We start from the raw sequence: 18,339 nt of genomic DNA on the forward strand, positions 1-18,339 counted from the left end.
CAATGCATTATTGCCGTAGAATCGACTCACCACCCATCACCGAGTAGCGCCCCATGAGTGAGCCGTTCGCCTTTATCCTCAAAGCCAAGACCCGCCCGGAAATGGCTGATGCGTTCGAAAACCTGTTCCGTCCCTACGTCGAGCCAAGCCGCCAGGAACCCGGCTGCATCGAGTACCACATGCTGCGCGACCAGCAGGACCCGAGCCTGTTTGTGTTCTTCGAAGTGTGGGCCGACAAGGCCGCACTGGACGTGCACTCGGCCCTCCCGCACATGGCCGCCTTCTTCGAAAAACGCATGGATTACCTGGAGCGCGATTTCGATATCCAGAGGGTCGACATGCTCAGCGCTTCGTCCGCTAACCGTTGATCAGCAGGTGGCCGCCGAGTGCGGCCAGGCCGATGAAAAAACAACGCTTGAACAGCAGCGCGCTGATCCGCTGACGCAGCCACTGCCCCGCCAGCATGCCGAGCAAGGCCGGCGCCAGCATCAGCAGCGACGCTCCTAGCGCCTGGCCACCCAAGGCATCCTGCCCGGCCAGGCCTAGGGCCAAGGCCAGGGTCGACACCGTAAACGACAAGCCCAGGGCCTGGATCATCTGCTCGCGGTTCAAACCCAGGCTCTGCAGGTAAGGCACCGCTGGCATCACGAACACCCCGGTCGACGCCGTGACCACACCCGTGACCAGCCCGCAAAGCGGTCCCAGCCAGCGCTCGTGTGCCGGTTTCACATGCAGGCCCAAACCGACCAACCCATACAACGCATAGACCAGCAAGGCGCCCCCCAGCGCGTGCGCAGCCCATGGGCCGCTGTTGATTCCCACCCAGGCGCTGCCCAGCAAGGTGCCGACAAAGATCAATACCAGCATCGGCCCCAGGCGGACCAACAACCCTCGCAGGTGCCCGCCGCAGGCCAACTGCCACAGGTTGGTGAGCGTCGAGGGCACGATCAGCAATGCGGCAGCCTGCGCCGGCGGCATAGCCAGGCCCAACAGGCCCATGGCAATGGTCGGCAGGCCCAGACCGATGACCCCCTTCACTGCGCCAGCCAGCAGGAAGGTCAGTACAACCAGCAACGACAGTGCCGGGCCAATGTTCTGGTAGAAAGCGAGCAAGGTAGTCATGGGGCCGATGATGGCGCACCCCGGACAACGTGAGAATCTGCCATATACTCAGCCAGCCTCTTGCCAGGACAGAGCCACATGCATTTCGACCTGACCGACCTCAAGCTGTTCCAGCACACCCTGGAGTGCGGCAACATCACCGCCGGCGCCAGCCGCAGCCATCTGTCGCTGCCGGCAGCCAGTGCGCGCATCCGCGCCATGGAAGCATCGCTGGGCATTCCCTTGCTGGAACGTAACCGCCGTGGCGTACAACCAACGCCGGCTGGCCAGGCACTGTTGCAGCATGCACGGCTGATAACGCAGCAGGTCGAACGCCTGCAGTTCGACCTGGGCCAATACGCGCAAGGGCAGCAAGGCCAAGTGCGCCTGCTGTGCAACACCGCAGCGCTGACCGAATACTTGCCCGAACTGCTGGCCAGCTATCTGGCTGAAAACCCGGGCGTCAGCGTGGACGTGCAAGAGCTGCCAAGTTTGCGCATCGTGCAGGCAATTACCCAAGGCATGGCCGACCTGGGTATCGTTTCCACAGCCGCCCCCAGCGAGCACCTGCAGACCCGGCCGTTTCGAGACGACCCGCTGGTGCTAGTGACACCGCTGGGCCACCCTCTGGCCAGTGCGCTGGCGCCAAGCTTCGTCGATAGCCTGGCCCATGGCTATGTAGGCCTGGGGGCGCTCAGTGCATTGGGGTTGTACCTGGAAGAGCAAGCGCTGCACGAAGGGCAACGCATGCAGGTTCGGGTGCGTGCGGAGGGGTTTGATGGGGTGATCCGCATGGTCGCGGGCGGGGCCGGAATCGGCGTGGTGCCGCTGGCAGCGGTGCAGCGCTGGCAAGGCATGCTGCCGTTGCACTGGGTGGCGCTGCAGGAGCCATGGGCCAACCGCCGGTTGCTGGTGTGCGCGCGGGATTTTGCGGCATTACCAGGCTATGCCGCAGAACTGGTAGCCACCTTTACTGGCTGACGCGCAGGGGCGCACTCCACTGTCGAGGCAAACCGCCTGCCATAGCGCGACCAGACACCTGGACGTCGAGCCCAGGCAACTGCGGCTCGGCCGTTGGGCCTATGGTGACCAGTCATTCAGCCAGTCACCAGGAGTTGTGCCATGTCCGATTTCATCACCGTCCTGCGCGAAACCTGCCCGACGCCGGTCGTGGACGCCACCAAGTGGAAGCGCATCGGCGGCGATCCGCACACCGTCAACCTCAATGCCTACCTGTCGGCCGACGGCAGCAAGATCATGGGCACCTGGATCTGCACCCCGGGCAAGTTCGAGGTCAACTACGATAAATGGGAGTTCTGCCACTTCCTCGATGGCTACTGCATCATCACCCCGGAAGGCGAAGAGCCGAAGCACCTGAAAGCAGGTGATGTGTTCGTGATCGAGCCAGGCATGAAAGGTACCTGGGAAGTGGTCGAGACTGTACGCAAGTATTTCGTCTTCGCCTGACTTGTAGGCGCGGGTTTACCTGCTAATGCGGCGGTGAGGCTTCTGTAGCATTCGCGGGTGAACCCGCTCCTACCACGGCCGCGCAATACCTGTAAGCGTGGACGAAAAAAATCGCGGAGCAGACGCCCTTCCCTCTGGTGCGCAGTTACAGAGGGAAGGCCGCCTGGCCCGCGATGAAATCCACCTCTTGCATCACTCCTTCTTGCGATAACCCTCGACGATGGCCGAGAAGTCCTTGCCACCTTCGCCTCGCAGGCTCATGGCCTGGTACAACTGCTGGGCCACGGCACCGAGAATCACCGGTTGGTGTGCCTGGCGTGCCGCTTCGGTAGCCAGCCCCAGGTCCTTGAGCATGAGCTCCGCGCCAAAACCACCGGTGTAGCCACGCGATGCCGGTGCGGTTTCGATGATGCCCGGCCACGGGTTATAGGTGTCCGAGCTCCAGCAACGTCCGGTCGAACTGTTGATGATGCCGGCCAGCACCTTGGTATCGATACCCAGCGCGTTACCCAGGGCCATGGCCTCGGACACGCCGATCATCGAAATGCCTAACAGCAGGTTGTTGCAGATCTTGGCGATCTGGCCGGTACCGACTTCCCCGCAGTGCACGATGTTGCGACCCATCTGCTCCAGTACCGGCTTGAGGCTGGCGAACAACTCGGTACTGGCGCCAACCATGAACGTCAGGGTGCCGGCCGCGGCGCCGCCAGTGCCACCGGAAACCGGTGCATCACCCATGTCCACGCCCTTGGCCGCTGCAGCCCTGGACACATCACGTGCGGTCTGCGGGTCGATGGTGCTGCAGTCAACGGTCGGCGTGCCAGGACGAATGCCGGCCAATACGCCGTCCTCGTTCAAGTACACGCTACGCACATGGGCTGCGGCCGGCAGCATGGTGATCACCAGCTCGCTGTTGGCCGCCGCGTCCTTGGGCGAGGGGCTGATCTGCCCGCCCAGTTCTGCCAGCTCGGCCAGCACGGCCTTGTTCAGGTCGAACAGGTTGAGCTGATGCCCGGCCTTGATCAGGTTGCGGGCCATGGGCGCGCCCATGTTGCCCAGGCCGATGAATGCGATACGCATGACGTACTCCTTAGCGCAGGCTAATGGTGGTGTTCACACCGTCGTTGACGCTGTCGTCATCGAACCAGCGAGCAGTGACAGTCTTGGTCTGAGTGTAGAACTGCACCACTTGCTTGCCGTACGGCCCGAGATCACCGAGCTTGGAACCACGCGAGCCGGTGAAGCTGAAGAACGGTACGGGTACCGGGATCGGGATGTTGATGCCGACCTGGCCGATATCGATTTCGCTCTGGAACTTGCGTGCTGCCGCGCCGCTCTGGGTGAACAGGCCGGTGCCGTTGCCGAACGGGTTAGCGTTGACCAGGGCGATGGCCTCGTCGAGCGTGTCGACTTCCAGGGTCACCAGCACCGGGCCGAAGATTTCCTGGGTATACACCTGCATGTCGGTCTTCACGCCCGAGAACAGGGTCGGGCCGACGAAGTTGCCTTGCTCATAGCCAGGTACCTTGACGTCACGGCCGTCGAGTTCCAGCTTGGCGCCTTCCTTGATACCGCTTTCGATCAGGCCCAGCACACGCTCCTTGGCACGCTTGGAAACCACCGGGCCAACGTCGGTGCCCGGCTCACAGCCTGCATTGACCTTGAGCTTGCTGGCAGCCTCCTTGATATCCGGCAACCATTCGCGGGCCTTGCCCACCAACACCGCCACCGAGGTAGCCATGCAGCGCTGGCCCGCCGCACCAAAGGCAGCACCGACCAGCGCATTGATGGTTTGCGTGCGGTTGGCATCAGGCAGCACCACCGCGTGGTTCTTGGCGCCCATCATTGACTGCACACGCTTGCCATGCTGGCTGCCGAGGTTGTACACGTGCGTGCCGACTTCAGTAGAGCCCACGAAGGAAATCGCCTTGATGTCCTGGTGGGTGCAAATGGCATCCACCACCTGCTTGCCGCCGTGCACCACGTTCAGCACGCCGGCCGGTACGCCGGCTTCCAGCGCCAGCTCGACCAGAAGCATGGTCGACAGCGGATCCTGCTCGGATGGTTTGAGCACGAAGGTGTTGCCGCAGACGATGGCCATGGGGAACATCCACAGCGGGATCATTGCCGGGAAGTTGAACGGGGTGATGCCAGCGCATACGCCGATCGGCTGGCGCAAGGTGTAGGTATCGACACCGCCGGCGACGTTCTCGGCGAATTCGCCCATCTGCAGGGTACCAATGGACGCAGCATGCTCGACCACTTCCAGGCCGCGGAAGATATCGCCTTCAGCGTCGGCCAGGGTCTTGCCCTGCTCGGCGCTGAGCACCTGGGCAATGCGTTTGGTGTGTTCGCGGATCAGCGCCTGCAGCTTGAGCATGATGCGCATGCGGGCGCCGATCGGGGTGTTACGCCAGGTCTGGAATGCGCGTTGCGCGGCGGCCACGGCTGCGTCGACTTCCTCGACGGTGGCGAACGGTACGCGCGCCAGCACCTCTTGGGTGGCCGGGTTGACGATGTCACGCCATTCGGTGGTTTTGGACTCGACCCACTGGCCGTCGATCAGCAGCTTGACCTGCTCAACCTTGGTGCTGTTAGGGGATTGCGGTGCGTTCATCTGCGTTCTCCTTGGAATTGTTGTCGGGACGAGATCGCCAGCGCCGGGCAAACGCGAGGTGGCGTCCTGAGGCTTGTTTCGAGTATAGATGTGCAAACATCCAACAAGAACGCACAAAAAAACCGGATCATCATGCAAAAAGACCTCACATCCCTGAGCGCGCTCAACTGGGACGATTTGAAGTTTTTCCTCGAAGTGGCTCGCACCCGCAAGGCCAGCAGTGCTGCCAAGCGGCTGAGCGTGGACTACACCACCGTGTCGCGACGCATCAGCTCGCTGGAGGGCGCGCTGGGCACCTTGCTGTTCGAAAAGTCGCGCACCAACGGCTTTGTGCTGACCGCCGAGGGCCAGCGCCTGTTGGGATATGCCGAATCCATCGAGAGCACGCTGCACATGGCTTGCGAGCAGGTGTCCGGGTCGGGGGTGGCATTGTCGGGCCATGTGCGCATGGGCTGCACCGAGGGCTTTGGCAGCTTCTTCATCACGCCGCAGCTAAGCCACTTCGTCGACGCCTACCCGGCGATTTCGGTGGACATCCTGCCGCTGCCGCACTTCATCAGCCTGTCCAAACGTGAGGCGGACATCGTCATCGCGCTGGAGCGGCCCGAGCATGGGCCTTATGTGTGCTGCAAGCTGTGCGACTACCGCTTGCGGTTGTATGCCACCCAGGACTACCTGGACAGCCACGCGCCGATCCGCCAGGTGACGGATCTGGCCAAACACCCGTTCATCAGTTACGTGGATGACCTGGCGTTCAGCTCCGAGCTGCTGTACCTGGCCAACCTGATCCCCAACGCCAGCGCGCATTTGCGCAGTACCAGCGTGATCGCGCAGTACACGGCAGCGCTGCAGGGGCGTGGGCTGGCGATATTGCCGTGCTTCCTCGCCGCGCAGGACCCGCGATTGGTCACGGTGTTGCCGGAGGAGATCGAGGTCACGCGGCACTTCTGGATGTACTGCCGGGAAGACTTGCGCAAGTTGAAGCGCATTACCCTGCTGTGGGATTACATCCGCGGGGTGACCGAGGCGAATGCGCCGTTGTTGATGGGGCAAACCCGCGAGATGCGCTTTGCCCAGGACTGATGGGCCTGCGCATTTCCGAAGGCAACACAGCCCCTGTAGGAGCGGGCTTGCCCGCGAACACCGGCGAAGCCGCTGCCAGACACCGCGTTGCCTGCTTCGCGGGCACGCCCGCTCCCACAGGGGATATGTGACTGATGGGCCTGCGCATTTCCAAGGACAAGCACAGATCCTGTGGGAGCGGGCTTGCCCGCGAACACCGGCGAAGCCGGTGCCAGACACCGCGTTGCCTGCTTCGCGGGCACGCCCGCTCTCACTGGAGATTGTGACTGCCCGTGCGGCGACGATCAGTAGGACGCTACCACGATGGACACCCGACGGTTCTCGGTACGCCCGGCGCTGGTGCGGTTGTCCGCCACCGGCTGGCTGCTGCCCAGGCCACGGCTCTGAATGTTCTGCGCCTGCATGCCAATCCCCACCAGTGCCTTGGTCACGCTTTGCGCGCGGCGCTCGGAAAGCTGCTGGTTGTATGCCGCCTTGCCCGACGAGTCGGCATGCCCGTCCACCCGCACGCCCTGGATACCAACGCCGAGCAGCGCCTTGCCGATGCGCTCGACAATCGCCTGGCTCTGGCCGTTGAGGCTGTCCAGATCGCTGCCGAACAGCACTTTGCCAGACAAGTCGTAGGCCCAACCTTCATCGGTCGGGGTGAAACCTTCGCGCTTGAGCACAGCAATCTGTTCTGGGGTAAGGCCCTTGGGGGGTGCGCTCTGACAACCGGTCAGCGCCAGCAGGGCGAGCAACAAGGCCCAAAGCGGGAATCGTAAAGCTTGCATCACGGGTTCAACTCCTGTTCCTGATTTCGTTGGCGGACCGTTCCGTCTGCGCCACTTGCCAATGGCCACGGCGTTTGCGCTTGGCCTGGTACATTGCCGCATCGGCGGCATTGAGAAGACTGGCGGGGTCAGCGCCGTCATCCGGGTAATAGGCAATACCGACACTCAGCGAGGTGGAGATACTGCGGCCACTGTCCAGTTGCACCGGCAACTTCATGCTGGCAACGATCTTCTCGGCAATGTGTTCGGCGTCCTTGCGCGAATGCAAAGGCGTCAACAGCACGGCAAACTCGTCGCCACCCAGGCGCGCCACCAGGTCTTGCTCACGCAGCTGGGCGCGCACACGTTCGGCCACGCTGATCAGCACCTCGTCACCCACGGCGTGGCCGAGGGTGTCGTTGATCTGCTTGAAGTGGTCGCTGTCGAGGAACAGCACTGCCAGGTGGTCCTGCTGGCGCGCCGCATTTTGCACGCTGCGGCTCAGGCGCCCTTCAAAGAAGGCGCGGTTGGGCAAGCCGGTCAGGCTGTCGTGGCTGGCCTGATGGGCCAGGGTCTGGTTTTCGCTCTGCAGGTGGCTATGCCACACCTCCAGTTCATCCAGCAGCGCATTGAAGTCGTTACCCAGTTCGTTGAGCTCGGCAATCGGCGCTTCTGGTACGCGCCGGTCGAAGCGGCGCTCGCGGCGGGCGGCATGGGCGACACTGGCCAGGCCACGCAACGGGCGGGTGATATCGCTGAGCAGGCGCCGCGACAGATACTGGGCAGCCAGGGCGCTGAGGACCGTGCAGAACAGAATCCCGGCCAAGCCGCTGAGCAGGAACAGCAACAGGCTCCTGCCCTGGCCTGCCAGCTCGATGTGCCCCACCTGCTGGTTCTGGTGCACGATAGGCAGAATGACCGGCTCTTCCAGCAAGGCAGTGGCAACCTGCACCTCCAGCTGCGCGAGCATGCCGGTATTGTCGCGTTGCCAGTGCGCCAGTTGCTCGCCCTCGTTGTTGAAGACCTTGGCCTCGGCCACTTCTTCGGTACTGGCAATCAACGCCAGCGATTCATTGGCGGCGGCGCTGTCATCGAACACCACCGCCGCCTCTACGGTGTAGTTGATCGAGCGGGCGATCAGTTGCAGGTTATGGTTGGCATAGACTCGCAGGGCGAGCACGCCCAGCAGGGTGAGCGAAATACCCGCCAGGCCAACGGCAAGCAAGGCGACGCTAAGGTGGCCACGGCCCAGTACCGAGCGCAGGGTCGGGCGCACGGTACGCTTGCGGGGCTGCTTCATGGCTGCCCCGCCCGGCGCCGCGACAATTGCAGCACGCTGGGGTGAATGCGCACGCCAGAGCGTGCCACCGAGTCGAGATTGACCTCAAAGGCCACCTGTTGGTCGCTGACCCGCAGGCAGAACAGGCTGCCGACCGTGCATGGGTCATCCGCCTCGCTGATGCTCAGCACCGGGCGGCCGCCGATACGCTGGAACAGCCGATCCCGCTGGCCCTGGTCAAGCTTGCCGATGTAGATGGCATCGCAGGCCTGGGCGACCTGGGTGTCTTCTGCCAGCAGGCGCCGCACCTGCAGCGGCCGGCCAGACTCCTGGACATGGCCCTTGATGAGATCGTCGGCGTACTCGGTCGGGCCGACCAGGCACAGGCGCAAAGGAGAAGGTTCGACGGGCCAGCGGGCGTAGCTGAAGATACCCAGTACTACCTGGGTGACTGCCTTGGCGCGTTGCTGTGCCTGGGCGGCGGTTGTACCGGGGTCTGCCTGGGCAGCGCCTGCAGAAAGGAACAGGACGGCCAGCAATAGCGAAAGCGCACAGCTTGTCACTCGCCTTGCGGCCACGTTCATGTGGGAAATCCCTTCAAGCCCCTTCCGATATCGGCGCAACGATAGCACATGGCCGCTTTATTGTATGAGCATGCGGCCACGTGTAATGGGTTTCATGGCCCTAGACCTGTTCGAGCATCAACCCGGAAATACGCCGTACTTTGCGCGCCACCGCTTCTTCGAAGATGCCTTGACGTGGCTCGACCAGGCTGAAGCAATGCTTGGCCCGGGTGATGCCGGTGTACACCAGTTCCTTGGTCAGCACCGGGTTGAGCGCATCCGGCAGCACCAAGGCAGTGTGGCTGAACTCCGAGCCTTGGGACTTGTGCACGGTCATGGCGAATACCGTTTCCACTTCGTTGAGCCGGCTCGGCAGAACGAACCGCACACCACCACTGCCGTCGTTGCGCGGGAAGGCCACACGCAGCAGCGGCTGGCCATGCTCATCGGGCAGGCGCAGGGCAATGCCGATGTCACCGTTCATCAGGCCAAGGCCGTAGTCGTTGCGGGTCACCAGCACCGGGCGCCCTTCGTACCAAGGCTGCTGGCTGTCGATCAGACCGGCATTGTGCAGCACCCGCGCCACCCGCTCGTTGAGGCCTTCGACACCCCAGACGCCCCGGCGCACCGCGCACAGCAACTGGAAATCTTCGAAACTGCGCAACACCTTGGCCGCCCACTGCTCCCAGGCGGGGTCGTCAAAGTCGGTATCAAGTGCCGGCCGGTAACGGCCAAGGGTGCGCAGGTAGCTGCGGTAGCCTTGAGGGCCATCGGCCCCGCGGTTCAGGCCGTCGAGTAACAGGCGGTCGAAAGCACGATCCTGCTCGTGCTTGAGCGACAGGCTGTGCACGTCGGCAGGCGGCGTGGCCAGCAGGTTGCGCGCCGCGTGAGCATCCTGACGATTGACCAGTCTGGCCAGCTGGCCAATTCCGCTGCCTTCACCGAAACGCCGTGAAAACCGCAGCATCACCACCTGCTGGGCCAGCGGGTGACGCTGCTCATCGCCGGCCTTGAGGCCACTGCCGGCCAGCAACTCGCCACTGACCTGCTGAAGCCACGCTGCAGTCGCCGGTGAGTAAAAGCCCTCCTCAGCATCCCGGCACAGGTCACCCAGCACCGCGCCGGCCTCGACCGAGGCCAACTGGTCCTTGTCGCCCAGCAGCACCAGACGCGCCCGCGGCGGCAAGGCATCGAGCAGGTTGGCCATCATTTCCAGGTCGATCATCGACGCCTCGTCGACCACCAGCACATCCAACGGCAAGGGGTTGCCAGCATGATGGCGGAAGTGCCGCGAGCCCGGGCGGCTGCCGAGCAGGCGATGCACGGTGCTGACTTCAGTAGGGATTTGCCCGCGTACTTCGGCGCTGACTTGCAGGCGCTCGACTTGCTGGCCAATGGATTCGGTCAGGCGCGCAGCGGCCTTGCCGGTCGGTGCAGCCAGGCGAATGCGCAGTGGCCTGCCCCGCTCCACTGCCGGCGCCTGCAGCAACGCCAACAGGCGTACCACGGTGGTCGTCTTGCCGGTACCGGGACCGCCCGTGATGATGCTGAAACCGGCACGGGTGGCCAAGGCACAGGCGAGCTTCTGCCAGTCCACCTGGCCAGCTGGCGCGCCGCCCTCGAACAATTGCGCCAGGCGCTCTGGCAGGTCTGCAGGCGGTGCTTCGGCCTGACTCAGGCGCTGGCGCAGGGCATGGTCGATGCGCCGCTCATAACTCCAGTAACGGCGCAGGTAAAGGCGCTCGCCACTGAGTACCAGTGGCCGGGCTTGCTGGCCAGGCGCATCACCTGCCGCCACCAGTGGGCTGGCGCTGATGCGCTGAAGCCAGGCATTCAAGTCGAGGTTGGCGAGCAGTTGCGATGGCAGTAGCAAAGGGCCGATCAGGGCGTCACCTTCCGGCGGCAACGACAGGGCGAAATCAGGCTCGGCCAAGGTTTGTTGCAGGTCGAGGCAGACATGTCCGTGCCCCAGCTGGTGGCTGGCCAGCGCCGCCGCCAGCAATAACAAGGGATCACTGCCGGGTGCGCGCTCGTCCAGGAACGACACGAATGCGCGATCCAGGGCACGTAGCCAGCCCCGCTCGACCCAGCGGTCGAGCAATTGCAGCAGGTCACCACTGTTGTCCTGTGGTGCCAGCGCCAGCAGGTGCTCTGCGTGCAGAGGGGTAGGCAACAGGTCGACAAGGCTTCGGCTCATGGCGCAACTCCGGCAAACAGGTCCTGCTGTACCGGCGCGTGCTCGCCACGGAACAACGCATCGAGGCTTTCGATCAGCTCACGCGGTGGCTTGACGTGGTACACGCCGTGGCCGCTGCTGCTGGCACCGCGCAGGAAGATGAACAGGGCGCCGCCAATATGGCGGTCATAATCGTAGTCCGCCAGCCGCGCACGCAACTGGCGATGCAGGGCCAGCAGGTACAGCACGTACTGCAGGTCATAGCGGTGGTCAAGAATCGCCTTTTCCATAGCCATGGCATCGTAGGCCTGGATGTCCGCACCCAGCCAGTTGGATTTGTAGTCGGTCACGTAGTAACGCCCGTCCAGCTCGAACGCCAGGTCGATGAACCCTTTGAACATGCCGTTGAGCACGGTCGGCTGCGCAGCCGGGCGCGCCAGACCGGGGTGGGTGTGGCGTGCCACCAGGCGATCGAGTTGTTCTGCGTCGACCCGGTGGCTGGCGAACCAGAACTCCATTTCGATCTGGTAATGACGCAGTTGGCCCAGGGTTACGCTCTGGTCGCCGCCCGGCAGTGGCAACGCCTCGCCCAGCAAACGTTGCATCCAGTGGCTCAGGGTGGGGATCCAGCCGGTCCAGTCACGGCGGTTGCAGCGCTGACCAACGGTACGCTCGATCAGCTGAGGGTCACCGCTGACCTCGCTGAAGCCCTCGCGGCCTGCCCACTCCAGCAAGCCATGGAGGAAGGTGCCGGGGTTAGGCCCCCGCGGGAAGCGATGGATATCGCCGCTGTCGGCCGGGACCTCGCGCAACACCTGGGCATCGGCCACCTCGTCATCCAGCAGTTGCTGGGCCTGCGAGCTGTCGGCGTCGAGGGTCTGATCGCCGACACGAAGGGCACTGTAGGAAGCGATCCACCAGTGCTCGGCAGCCGCACGGCGTGGCCTGCGTGCTGGCAGCAGTTCACGCTCGGCGTGTGGCATGCGGTACATCTGCTCATCCGCCTGCGGCAGGCCTGGGCAAGTGATGTGCGGGCACTTCGCCGCCAAAGCCTGCAACCAGTCCGCTAGCTGCGCCGAGCCAGCCAAGGCCAGGCCGCCCCCCAGCAGGTAGCCAAAAGCCGAGCGGTGCAGCTGCGAGCTCTTCTGATTACCGCGCTTGAGGTCGGCGACACCCAGCCAGCAAGCATGCTGGGCGCGAGTCAGGGCCACGTAGAGCAGGCGCAGGTCTTCGGCCAGGCGCTCGTCGTCAGCGCGCTCGATCTGCTCCTGGTCGGGTGTGAGGGTGAGATGGGCGTTACCTTCACTGTCATGCCAGGCCAGCGGTAGGCGGCTGCCATCCACCGGTTTGCTGGTGCAAATGAATGGCAGGTAGACCAAGGGATATTCCAGGCCCTTGGATTTGTGGATGGTCACCACCTTGACCAACTGTTCGTCGCTCTCCAGGCGCAGGATCTGCTCTTCACCGGCCTGCCCGGAACTGGCCAGATGCTCGGCCAGGTGGCGGATAAGCGCCTGTTCGCCGTCCAGTTCGCCGGCGGCCTGCTGCAGCAGCTCGGCCAGGTGCAGCAGGTTGGTCAGCACCCGCTCGCCATCACTGCGGCGGATCAGCGTGCGCGGTAGCTGGAAGTCATGCAGCAGGTGGCGCAACATCGGCAACACCCCCTGGCGCTGCCAGGTGTCGCGGTACAGGCGAAAACGCATCACCCAGCTTTCCCAGACCCGCTCGTCCTGGTTAAGCCGGTCCAGCGCAGCCAGCGACAGGCCCAGTGTCAGGCTTGCCAGAGCAGCCTTGAGCAGGCGCTCCGAGTCAGGCTCGGCGCAGGCCTTCAGCCATGCCAGCAGGTCGTGGGCTTCCTGGGCGGCAAACACCGAGTCCTTGTCGGACAGGTAGACGCTGCGAACCTCGCGTGCGGCCAGTTCGGCGCGGACCATCTGCGCCTCATGGCCATCGCGCACCAGGATGGCAATGTCCGAGGGCAAGCAGGCGCGCAATTCGCCTTCGGCATTCTGGAAGCCCGCCGTGCCCTGCTGGCCGCCATTGAGCAAGGCAACAATATGGCTGGCACAACTGGCGGCCAGTTGCTGGCGGTAAACGCTGCTGGAGACTGGCTCTTCACTTTCCAGCTGCCAGCATTGCAGGGCCGCACTGACCTCACCGTCAATCAGCAGCTGTTCGCCACGCCCCTTGGCGCGCACCTCGATGAATGGCAGCGGGTTGTCATCGGCCTCGCGGAACAGGAATGCCCCCCGCCCCGCTTCACGCGCCTCAGCCTGCAGGAACACCTGGTTGACCGCCGAGACCATGGCTTTGCTGGAGCGGTAGTTGGTGTCCAGGCTGTGCAGGCGGCCGCTGGTGGCACGTCGCGCGGCAAGGTAGGTGTAGATGTCGGCACCCCGGAAGGCGTAGATCGCCTGCTTGGGGTCGCCGATCATGAACAGGCCGGTTTCTGCGCGATTCTCGCTGATCTGGTAAATGCGCTCGAAAATGCCGTACTGAACCGGGTCGGTGTCCTGGAATTCGTCGATCAGCGCTACCGGGAACTGCTCACGGATCAGGCTGGCCAGACGCTCGCCGGCCTCGCTGGCGAGTGCGTGCTGCAAGCGCACGAGCATGTCGTCGAAGCCCATTTCTGCACGCCGGCGCTTCTCCACTTCGAAACGCGCCGATACCCAACTGGCGGCGTGCTCGAGCAGCGGGGCATCCGGGCTGTCCAGGGCCTGCAATTGTTGCTGCAAGTGCTGCATGGCGTTGAGGGCTGGGTGCTCGGGAGGTTCTCCCTTCCAGGCCTCGGCCATGCCCACCGGGGTCAGCCGGGTAAAGCCGGTGCCCAAGTCGAGCTCTACCAGTTGCTCATCGCTGGCCCAAGCGCAGAGCTTGTCGAACCAGGGCTCGAAGTAACGGGCTTGCATCTTGCGGCCATCGACCTGTTTGGCGGTCAGCGCATCGCGGCAGATTTGCCGCAGTTCCTCGGCCCATTGCGCCCATGGTGCCTTGATCCGCGCCAACTGAGTGCCACGTTGCTGCAGCGACGCCTGGATCAATGCGGCGGGCTCTGGCCCATCCTGCTGGGCGCGCACACGGCCGAACAGCGGGCGAATGCGCGGCAGCAAGGCGTCGGGGCTCCCCCAGTTGCTGCGCACCCAGGCCAGTGGGTCACCTTGCATCCCATAGCAGAAGCGCCGCCAGTAATCGCGCATGACCTGGCCCAACAACTCGCTGTGGTCGGTTTCCAGGGTCTGGGTAAACAGGCTGCCACTGTCGAAGGCATGCTCGCGCAGCATGCGCTGGCACCAGCCATGGATGGTCGATACTGCAGCCTCGTCCATCCACTGCACGGCGATTTCCAACCGGCCGGCGCAACGCGGCCAAGTCTCTTGCGGGTAATCGTCACGCAGCTGGTGCAACAGTGGATCGGCGCCTTCCAGTTCGCCACGGAAAAAACGTGCGGCTTCAGCCAGGCGGGCGCGGATGCGCTCACGCAGCTCTTTGGTGGCGGCGTCGGTGAAGGTCACCACGAGGATCTGCGGTGGCAGCAGCTCGCGCTCGAAGCCCTGCTCGCCACCGTGACCGAGGATCAGGCGCAGGTACAGCGCCGAAATGGTGAAGGTCTTGCCCGTGCCAGCGCTGGCCTCGATCAGCTGGCTACCGTGCAGAGGGAAACTCAGTGCCAGAGGACGGTCCTGGGTCATGCGCCTTTCTCCGTGTTGCCCAAGGTCTGCCAAGGGGCGGTGAACAACGGGCGGTACAAGGTTTCGCACCAGCCTTCAAACGTCTCGTCAGCGGTGAGTGCTGCAAAGTCCCGGAACTGGCGGGCCAGGGCAATGCTTTCACTTCGCTCGCCAAAGCTGGTGCGTTCGTCGCCTTCGTAGGCGCGAGCGGCTGCGGCCATTGCTTTATCGGCATCGTCCTGGGCCAACCAGGCGAATGCGGTCTTGGCCGCGACTGGCAACGGCGCATTCATTGCCGCCTGACGGGCCACCAACAGGTCGCCCAGCAGTTGCGCGGCCAGCGCTTGCGGCAGCGGTGCAAGCAACAGGGTCAGGTCACTGGCTACCAATGCACTGTTATAGGGGTAGCCCGCTGCACAGGCCGCCAGGTGCGTAACCCAGGGCGCAATGAGGCGGTGCCACTTGAGGTTGTTGCGCCCGGCACTGATGGTGTTGGGTACTGTGGTGATGCTGAGCAGGCTCTGATCTTCCGCCTGGAACACCCGGCCCAGCCAGCCCTCAAGTCGATGCTGACCGTGCTCGAAATGCACCGGCAAAGCGCCCTCGACCAGCTGTGGCCAGCGTTGCAGCAATTGCTGGTGACGTTGCAGCAGATCCGGCAGCGGTTCGATCAACTCGTTCTGCAGCAGTTCGCCGAAACCGGCTAGCGGCAGTAAACCGCAGGCCTGCAGGCGTCGGGCCTGGGCGCGCAAGGCCTGTTCGGCGTGGTCCGGTGCGGCCAAGGCGGCGCCAAGCAGGCTTTCACTGGCGCTGTAGCGTTGCAGGGTATCGAGGACGAAGGGCTCTTCGTCCGGGGTCGGCGCTTCCAGCGCCTCAAAGTACACCTTCAAGCGCTGGCTGAAGAAGTGCCGGACCGGGTGGCGCAAGAAATCATTCAGCTGGTGCAGACTGAGGGCTTCAGCGTCCTGATAAGGCGGCAGGCCCGGCTCGCTTTGCTCGTCTGCCTCACCCTGCTGGTGCAGCACCTGCCATTCATGGGCATAGCTGAACAGAGGACTGTCCTTCTGGAAGTACCGAGGGCTGAACGGCTGCAGCGGGTGTTCCTGGGTCAGTGCGTGCAACAGTTGCTCGCCCGGTTTCACTGGCTGCCCCTGCTGCGCGTCGGCCAAATGCCAGCCGGCAGCGATGTGATCGCGCAACTGGCCGATCAGCACCGAGGCCGGGCGTTCGCTGTTGTCGCGGATACTGCGCCCCACCCAGCTGACATACAGTTGGTCACGTGCAGACAGTAGCGCTTCAAGCAGCAGGTAACGGTCGTCTTCGCGGCGTGAGCGGTCACCGGGGCGGTAGTCGCTGGCCATCAGGTCGAAGTCCAGCGGTTGCTGCGCACGCGGGTAGTCGCCATCGTTCATGCCCAGCAGGCAGACCACCCTGAAAGGGATCGCGCGCATGGGCATGAGTGTGCAGAAGTTGACCGAGCCGGCGAGGAAACGTTGCGACAGCTTGCCCTGATCGAGGCCCGACAGCCAGGCTTCACGTACCACGGTAAGCGGTAGCGGGTCGTGCAGGCCGACGGTCTCGCATACCTCAAGCCAGCTATCGCGCAAATCCTGCAGTTGCATCAACAGGAATTCATCACCCTCGTCCTCGGCGAGGAAGAACACGTTCAGCAAAGCATGCAGTCGCTCTCCCCACTGGCTGACGGTAGCAGGCTCGGACAAGGCCTGGCAGGCGACTTCGAGCGCATCGAGCAACGCGACCAGCGGGCCGATCAGTGCAGCGTCCAGGCCACCGATTTCATCGTAGGGTTCAATGCCATCACAGGCCTCGCCTACCCCCACGGCATAACCCAACAGCATGCGGCGCAGGCCGAAACGCCAACTGTTCTGTTCAAGCCCGGCGGGCAAACCAAGGCTCGCCCGCTGGTCGGCGTCAAGGCCCCAACGGATGCCAGCGCCCTCGATCCAGCGGTGCAGCGTAGGCAGGTCGTTTTCGCGAATGCCGAAGCGGGCGCGGACTGCCGGCACGTCCAGCAAGTCGAGCACTTCGCTGACCGCGAAGCGGCTGTCAGGCAGTTTGAGCAGGTGCTCAAGCGCGATCAGCAAAGGCTCGCGACCACGCTGGCCCTGGTCTGTCAGGGTGAACGGGATGTAGCGCGGGTCGTTGCGCTGCAACTGGCCAAAGACGGCGCGGATATGTGGCGCGTAAGTGTCGATGTCCGGCAGCATGACGATCACGTCGCGCGGGCGCAAAGTAGGGTCGGCGCTGAAGCGGGCCAACAGCTGGTCGTGGAGGATCTCCACTTCACGTTGCGGGCTGTGCGCGATATGGAAGCGGATCGAGCGGTCTTTTGTGGTGTCCACTGGCGGCCACAGTTCACGGCTCTCGGCGAGCGGGCGCAACTCCAGAATGTCGTCCTGCAGTTCGTTGAGCAGCGTGGTGGGTGAACCATCGCTGAACAGGTCGATGCGGCCGTCGCTGAACACGCCCTGGTAGCTGCCCGGGTCGTCATAGCTGTCGAGCAGGTTGATGTAGTCGCGGCCTTGTTTACCCCAGGCTGCCAGCAACGGATGGGCATGCTGGTGAAGTGTCTGGTCGTCCAGTTGCAAGGGCATGCCTTGCTTGCGTTGCTGGCGTTTGTACTGGTGGCGCAACAGGTCCTTGTCGGCGACGATATCGGCCCAGTGGTGGCGGCATGGGTTGTGTACACATAACAGGACCTGACTGAAACGCGACAGGCCTGCCAGCGCTTCCAGGGCCTGGGCCGGCAGCGAAGAGATACCGAACACGATCACCCTCGGTGGCAGCCCGGCAGGCGCCTGCTCCAGGCTGGAGATGCGCTCGATGAAGCGTTGGTGTACTCCGGCGCGGCTCTGTGCCATGCCTTGCTCGCCAACATCCTCCAGCAATGCTCGCCACAACTCGGCTTGCCAGCGGTTGCCTGGCGGCAGGACTTTGCGCTCGCCGCGGGCCGTGTTGATGACATGCTCGCCGGTGGCCCAGTCCTTGAGCCAATCGGCGCGGTAGACCTGGTACTGGTCGAACAGGTCGGCCAGGCGCTCGGCCAGCTGGTAGCGCTTGCGCAAGTCACTGTCGTCGGTGAGGAAGCGCCGCAGTGGCTCGAAGTGCGGGCGCTCGATGAGCGCTGGCAGCAGGCGCATCAGACGCCAGGTCAGTGGTGCCTTGTCGAGCAGGGACACTTCGGGAATTTCGCTACGGCCAAGCACGCTGCGGTACAGCTGCCACATAAAGCTACCGGGCAGTTGCACATCGATTGCAGCGGCGATGCCGCAGCCGCCCAGGTCATCCTCCAGTGGATCTTCAGCCAGGGCCAGCTTGAGCCATTGGGCGATACCGTTGCTTTGCACCAGGGCAATTTCGTTTTCCAGAGGCGCCAGCGGGTAGCGACGCATCCAGCTCACTACCAGGCTACGCAGGTCGTCGAGGCGGTTGCCGTGGACGATCATGAAGCCAGGGTGGAGATGGGCGGTGTTGAGCATCGGAAGGTCTCTGGAGGCGCTGATGGCTGAGAGGGGAACGATATCATGCGTACATAAAACGGCCGAATGCCATCAGGCCGCGGGAGCGGGCGTGCCCGCTGGATTCGAGCAGGGCCAGATTTTTTGGCCC

General features: G+C 63.8%; 13 protein-coding genes. 4 read left to right on the top strand and 9 right to left on the bottom strand.

What is annotated here, in order from left to right; all coding sequences use genetic code 11:
- Window positions 1–53 precede the first annotated feature (53 nt).
- Window positions 54–368 carry a putative quinol monooxygenase gene (locus ACF8EF_RS25350; protein ID WP_010955318.1) on the top strand — a complete coding sequence of 105 codons (315 nt, stop codon included), beginning with the start codon at window positions 54–56 and terminating at the stop codon, window positions 366–368.
- On the opposite strand, the gene ACF8EF_RS25355 is transcribed toward ACF8EF_RS25350, so the two are convergent.
- The gene (locus ACF8EF_RS25355) at window positions 358–1,122 is read right to left on the bottom strand and encodes a sulfite exporter TauE/SafE family protein (protein ID WP_176682504.1); all 765 of its coding nucleotides are present in this window, start codon (window positions 1,120–1,122) and stop codon (window positions 358–360) included. The two genes, ACF8EF_RS25350 and ACF8EF_RS25355, sit on opposite strands and share 11 nt — an antisense overlap.
- Before the next feature lie 78 nt (window positions 1,123–1,200).
- Between ACF8EF_RS25355 and ACF8EF_RS25360 the strand changes: the two genes are divergently transcribed.
- Window positions 1,201–2,082, top strand: coding sequence for a LysR substrate-binding domain-containing protein (locus ACF8EF_RS25360; RefSeq protein ID WP_392462189.1), 882 nt, complete (start codon window positions 1,201–1,203; stop codon window positions 2,080–2,082).
- 141 nt (window positions 2,083–2,223) lie between these two features.
- Window positions 2,224–2,568, top strand: a complete 345-nt coding sequence (locus tag ACF8EF_RS25365; protein ID WP_003251579.1) for a cupin domain-containing protein — start codon at window positions 2,224–2,226, stop codon at window positions 2,566–2,568.
- A 192-nt stretch (window positions 2,569–2,760) separates the two neighbouring features.
- Here the strand turns inward: ACF8EF_RS25365 and mmsB are convergent, their stop codons facing one another.
- The gene (mmsB, locus tag ACF8EF_RS25370; protein ID WP_176682502.1) at window positions 2,761–3,648 is read right to left on the bottom strand and encodes a 3-hydroxyisobutyrate dehydrogenase; all 888 of its coding nucleotides are present in this window, start codon (window positions 3,646–3,648) and stop codon (window positions 2,761–2,763) included.
- A gap of 10 nt (window positions 3,649–3,658) precedes the next feature.
- Entirely contained in the window at window positions 3,659–5,185 is a 1,527-nt protein-coding gene (locus ACF8EF_RS25375; RefSeq protein ID WP_010955322.1) for a CoA-acylating methylmalonate-semialdehyde dehydrogenase, read from the bottom strand.
- Between the two features lie 132 nt (window positions 5,186–5,317).
- Here ACF8EF_RS25375 and ACF8EF_RS25380 point away from each other — a divergent pair, with 132 nt between their 5' ends.
- On the top strand, window positions 5,318–6,268 hold the full coding sequence (locus ACF8EF_RS25380; RefSeq protein WP_176682500.1) for a LysR family transcriptional regulator: 951 nt from the start codon (window positions 5,318–5,320) through the stop codon (window positions 6,266–6,268).
- A 284-nt stretch (window positions 6,269–6,552) separates the two neighbouring features.
- Here ACF8EF_RS25380 and ACF8EF_RS25385 read toward each other — a convergent pair whose 3' ends face one another.
- The 6 genes from ACF8EF_RS25385 to recC form a co-directional block, all read right to left on the bottom strand.
- Window positions 6,553–7,044: an OmpA family protein gene (locus ACF8EF_RS25385; RefSeq protein ID WP_129932575.1), complete on the bottom strand. Its 492-nt coding sequence runs from the start codon at window positions 7,042–7,044 to the stop codon at window positions 6,553–6,555.
- Between the two features lie 4 nt (window positions 7,045–7,048).
- Window positions 7,049–8,320 carry a diguanylate cyclase domain-containing protein gene (locus ACF8EF_RS25390; protein ID WP_392462190.1) on the bottom strand — a complete coding sequence of 424 codons (1,272 nt, stop codon included), beginning with the start codon at window positions 8,318–8,320 and terminating at the stop codon, window positions 7,049–7,051.
- Window positions 8,317–8,883, bottom strand: a complete 567-nt coding sequence (locus ACF8EF_RS25395; RefSeq protein WP_392462192.1) for a YfiR family protein — start codon at window positions 8,881–8,883, stop codon at window positions 8,317–8,319. Before ACF8EF_RS25395 ends, ACF8EF_RS25390 begins: the two co-directional genes overlap by 4 nt.
- A gap of 100 nt (window positions 8,884–8,983) precedes the next feature.
- The gene (gene recD / locus ACF8EF_RS25400) at window positions 8,984–11,059 is read right to left on the bottom strand and encodes an exodeoxyribonuclease V subunit alpha (protein WP_392462194.1); all 2,076 of its coding nucleotides are present in this window, start codon (window positions 11,057–11,059) and stop codon (window positions 8,984–8,986) included.
- Window positions 11,056–14,730 (bottom strand): exodeoxyribonuclease V subunit beta, encoded by a 3,675-nt coding sequence (gene recB, locus ACF8EF_RS25405; RefSeq protein ID WP_392462195.1) that lies wholly within the window; start codon window positions 14,728–14,730, stop codon window positions 11,056–11,058. The genes recD and recB overlap by 4 nt, the downstream gene beginning before the upstream one ends.
- Window positions 14,727–18,209 (bottom strand): exodeoxyribonuclease V subunit gamma, encoded by a 3,483-nt coding sequence (gene recC / locus ACF8EF_RS25410; protein ID WP_176685805.1) that lies wholly within the window; start codon window positions 18,207–18,209, stop codon window positions 14,727–14,729. Before recC ends, recB begins: the two co-directional genes overlap by 4 nt.
- Between the last annotated feature and the right edge of the window lie 130 nt (window positions 18,210–18,339).

The sequence above is a fragment of the Pseudomonas sp. zjy_15 genome, from assembly GCF_043101865.1.
In the GTDB taxonomy this organism is placed as follows: Bacteria; Pseudomonadota; Gammaproteobacteria; order Pseudomonadales; family Pseudomonadaceae; genus Aquipseudomonas; species Aquipseudomonas putida_Y.

Coding starts and splice junctions, on each gene's coding strand:
- ACF8EF_RS25350 (WP_010955318.1), top strand. CDS start 54: ATGAGTGAGCCGTTCGCCTTTATCCTCAAAGCCAAGACCCGCCCGGAA.
- ACF8EF_RS25355 (WP_176682504.1), bottom strand. CDS start 1,122: ATGACTACCTTGCTCGCTTTCTACCAGAACATTGGCCCGGCACTGTCG.
- ACF8EF_RS25360 (WP_392462189.1), top strand. CDS start 1,201: ATGCATTTCGACCTGACCGACCTCAAGCTGTTCCAGCACACCCTGGAG.
- ACF8EF_RS25365 (WP_003251579.1), top strand. CDS start 2,224: ATGTCCGATTTCATCACCGTCCTGCGCGAAACCTGCCCGACGCCGGTC.
- mmsB (WP_176682502.1), bottom strand. CDS start 3,648: ATGCGTATCGCATTCATCGGCCTGGGCAACATGGGCGCGCCCATGGCC.
- ACF8EF_RS25375 (WP_010955322.1), bottom strand. CDS start 5,185: ATGAACGCACCGCAATCCCCTAACAGCACCAAGGTTGAGCAGGTCAAG.
- ACF8EF_RS25380 (WP_176682500.1), top strand. CDS start 5,318: ATGCAAAAAGACCTCACATCCCTGAGCGCGCTCAACTGGGACGATTTG.
- ACF8EF_RS25390 (WP_392462190.1), bottom strand. CDS start 8,320: ATGAAGCAGCCCCGCAAGCGTACCGTGCGCCCGACCCTGCGCTCGGTA.
- ACF8EF_RS25395 (WP_392462192.1), bottom strand. CDS start 8,883: ATGAACGTGGCCGCAAGGCGAGTGACAAGCTGTGCGCTTTCGCTATTG.
- recD (WP_392462194.1), bottom strand. CDS start 11,059: ATGAGCCGAAGCCTTGTCGACCTGTTGCCTACCCCTCTGCACGCAGAG.
- recB (WP_392462195.1), bottom strand. CDS start 14,730: ATGACCCAGGACCGTCCTCTGGCACTGAGTTTCCCTCTGCACGGTAGC.
- recC (WP_176685805.1), bottom strand. CDS start 18,209: ATGCTCAACACCGCCCATCTCCACCCTGGCTTCATGATCGTCCACGGC.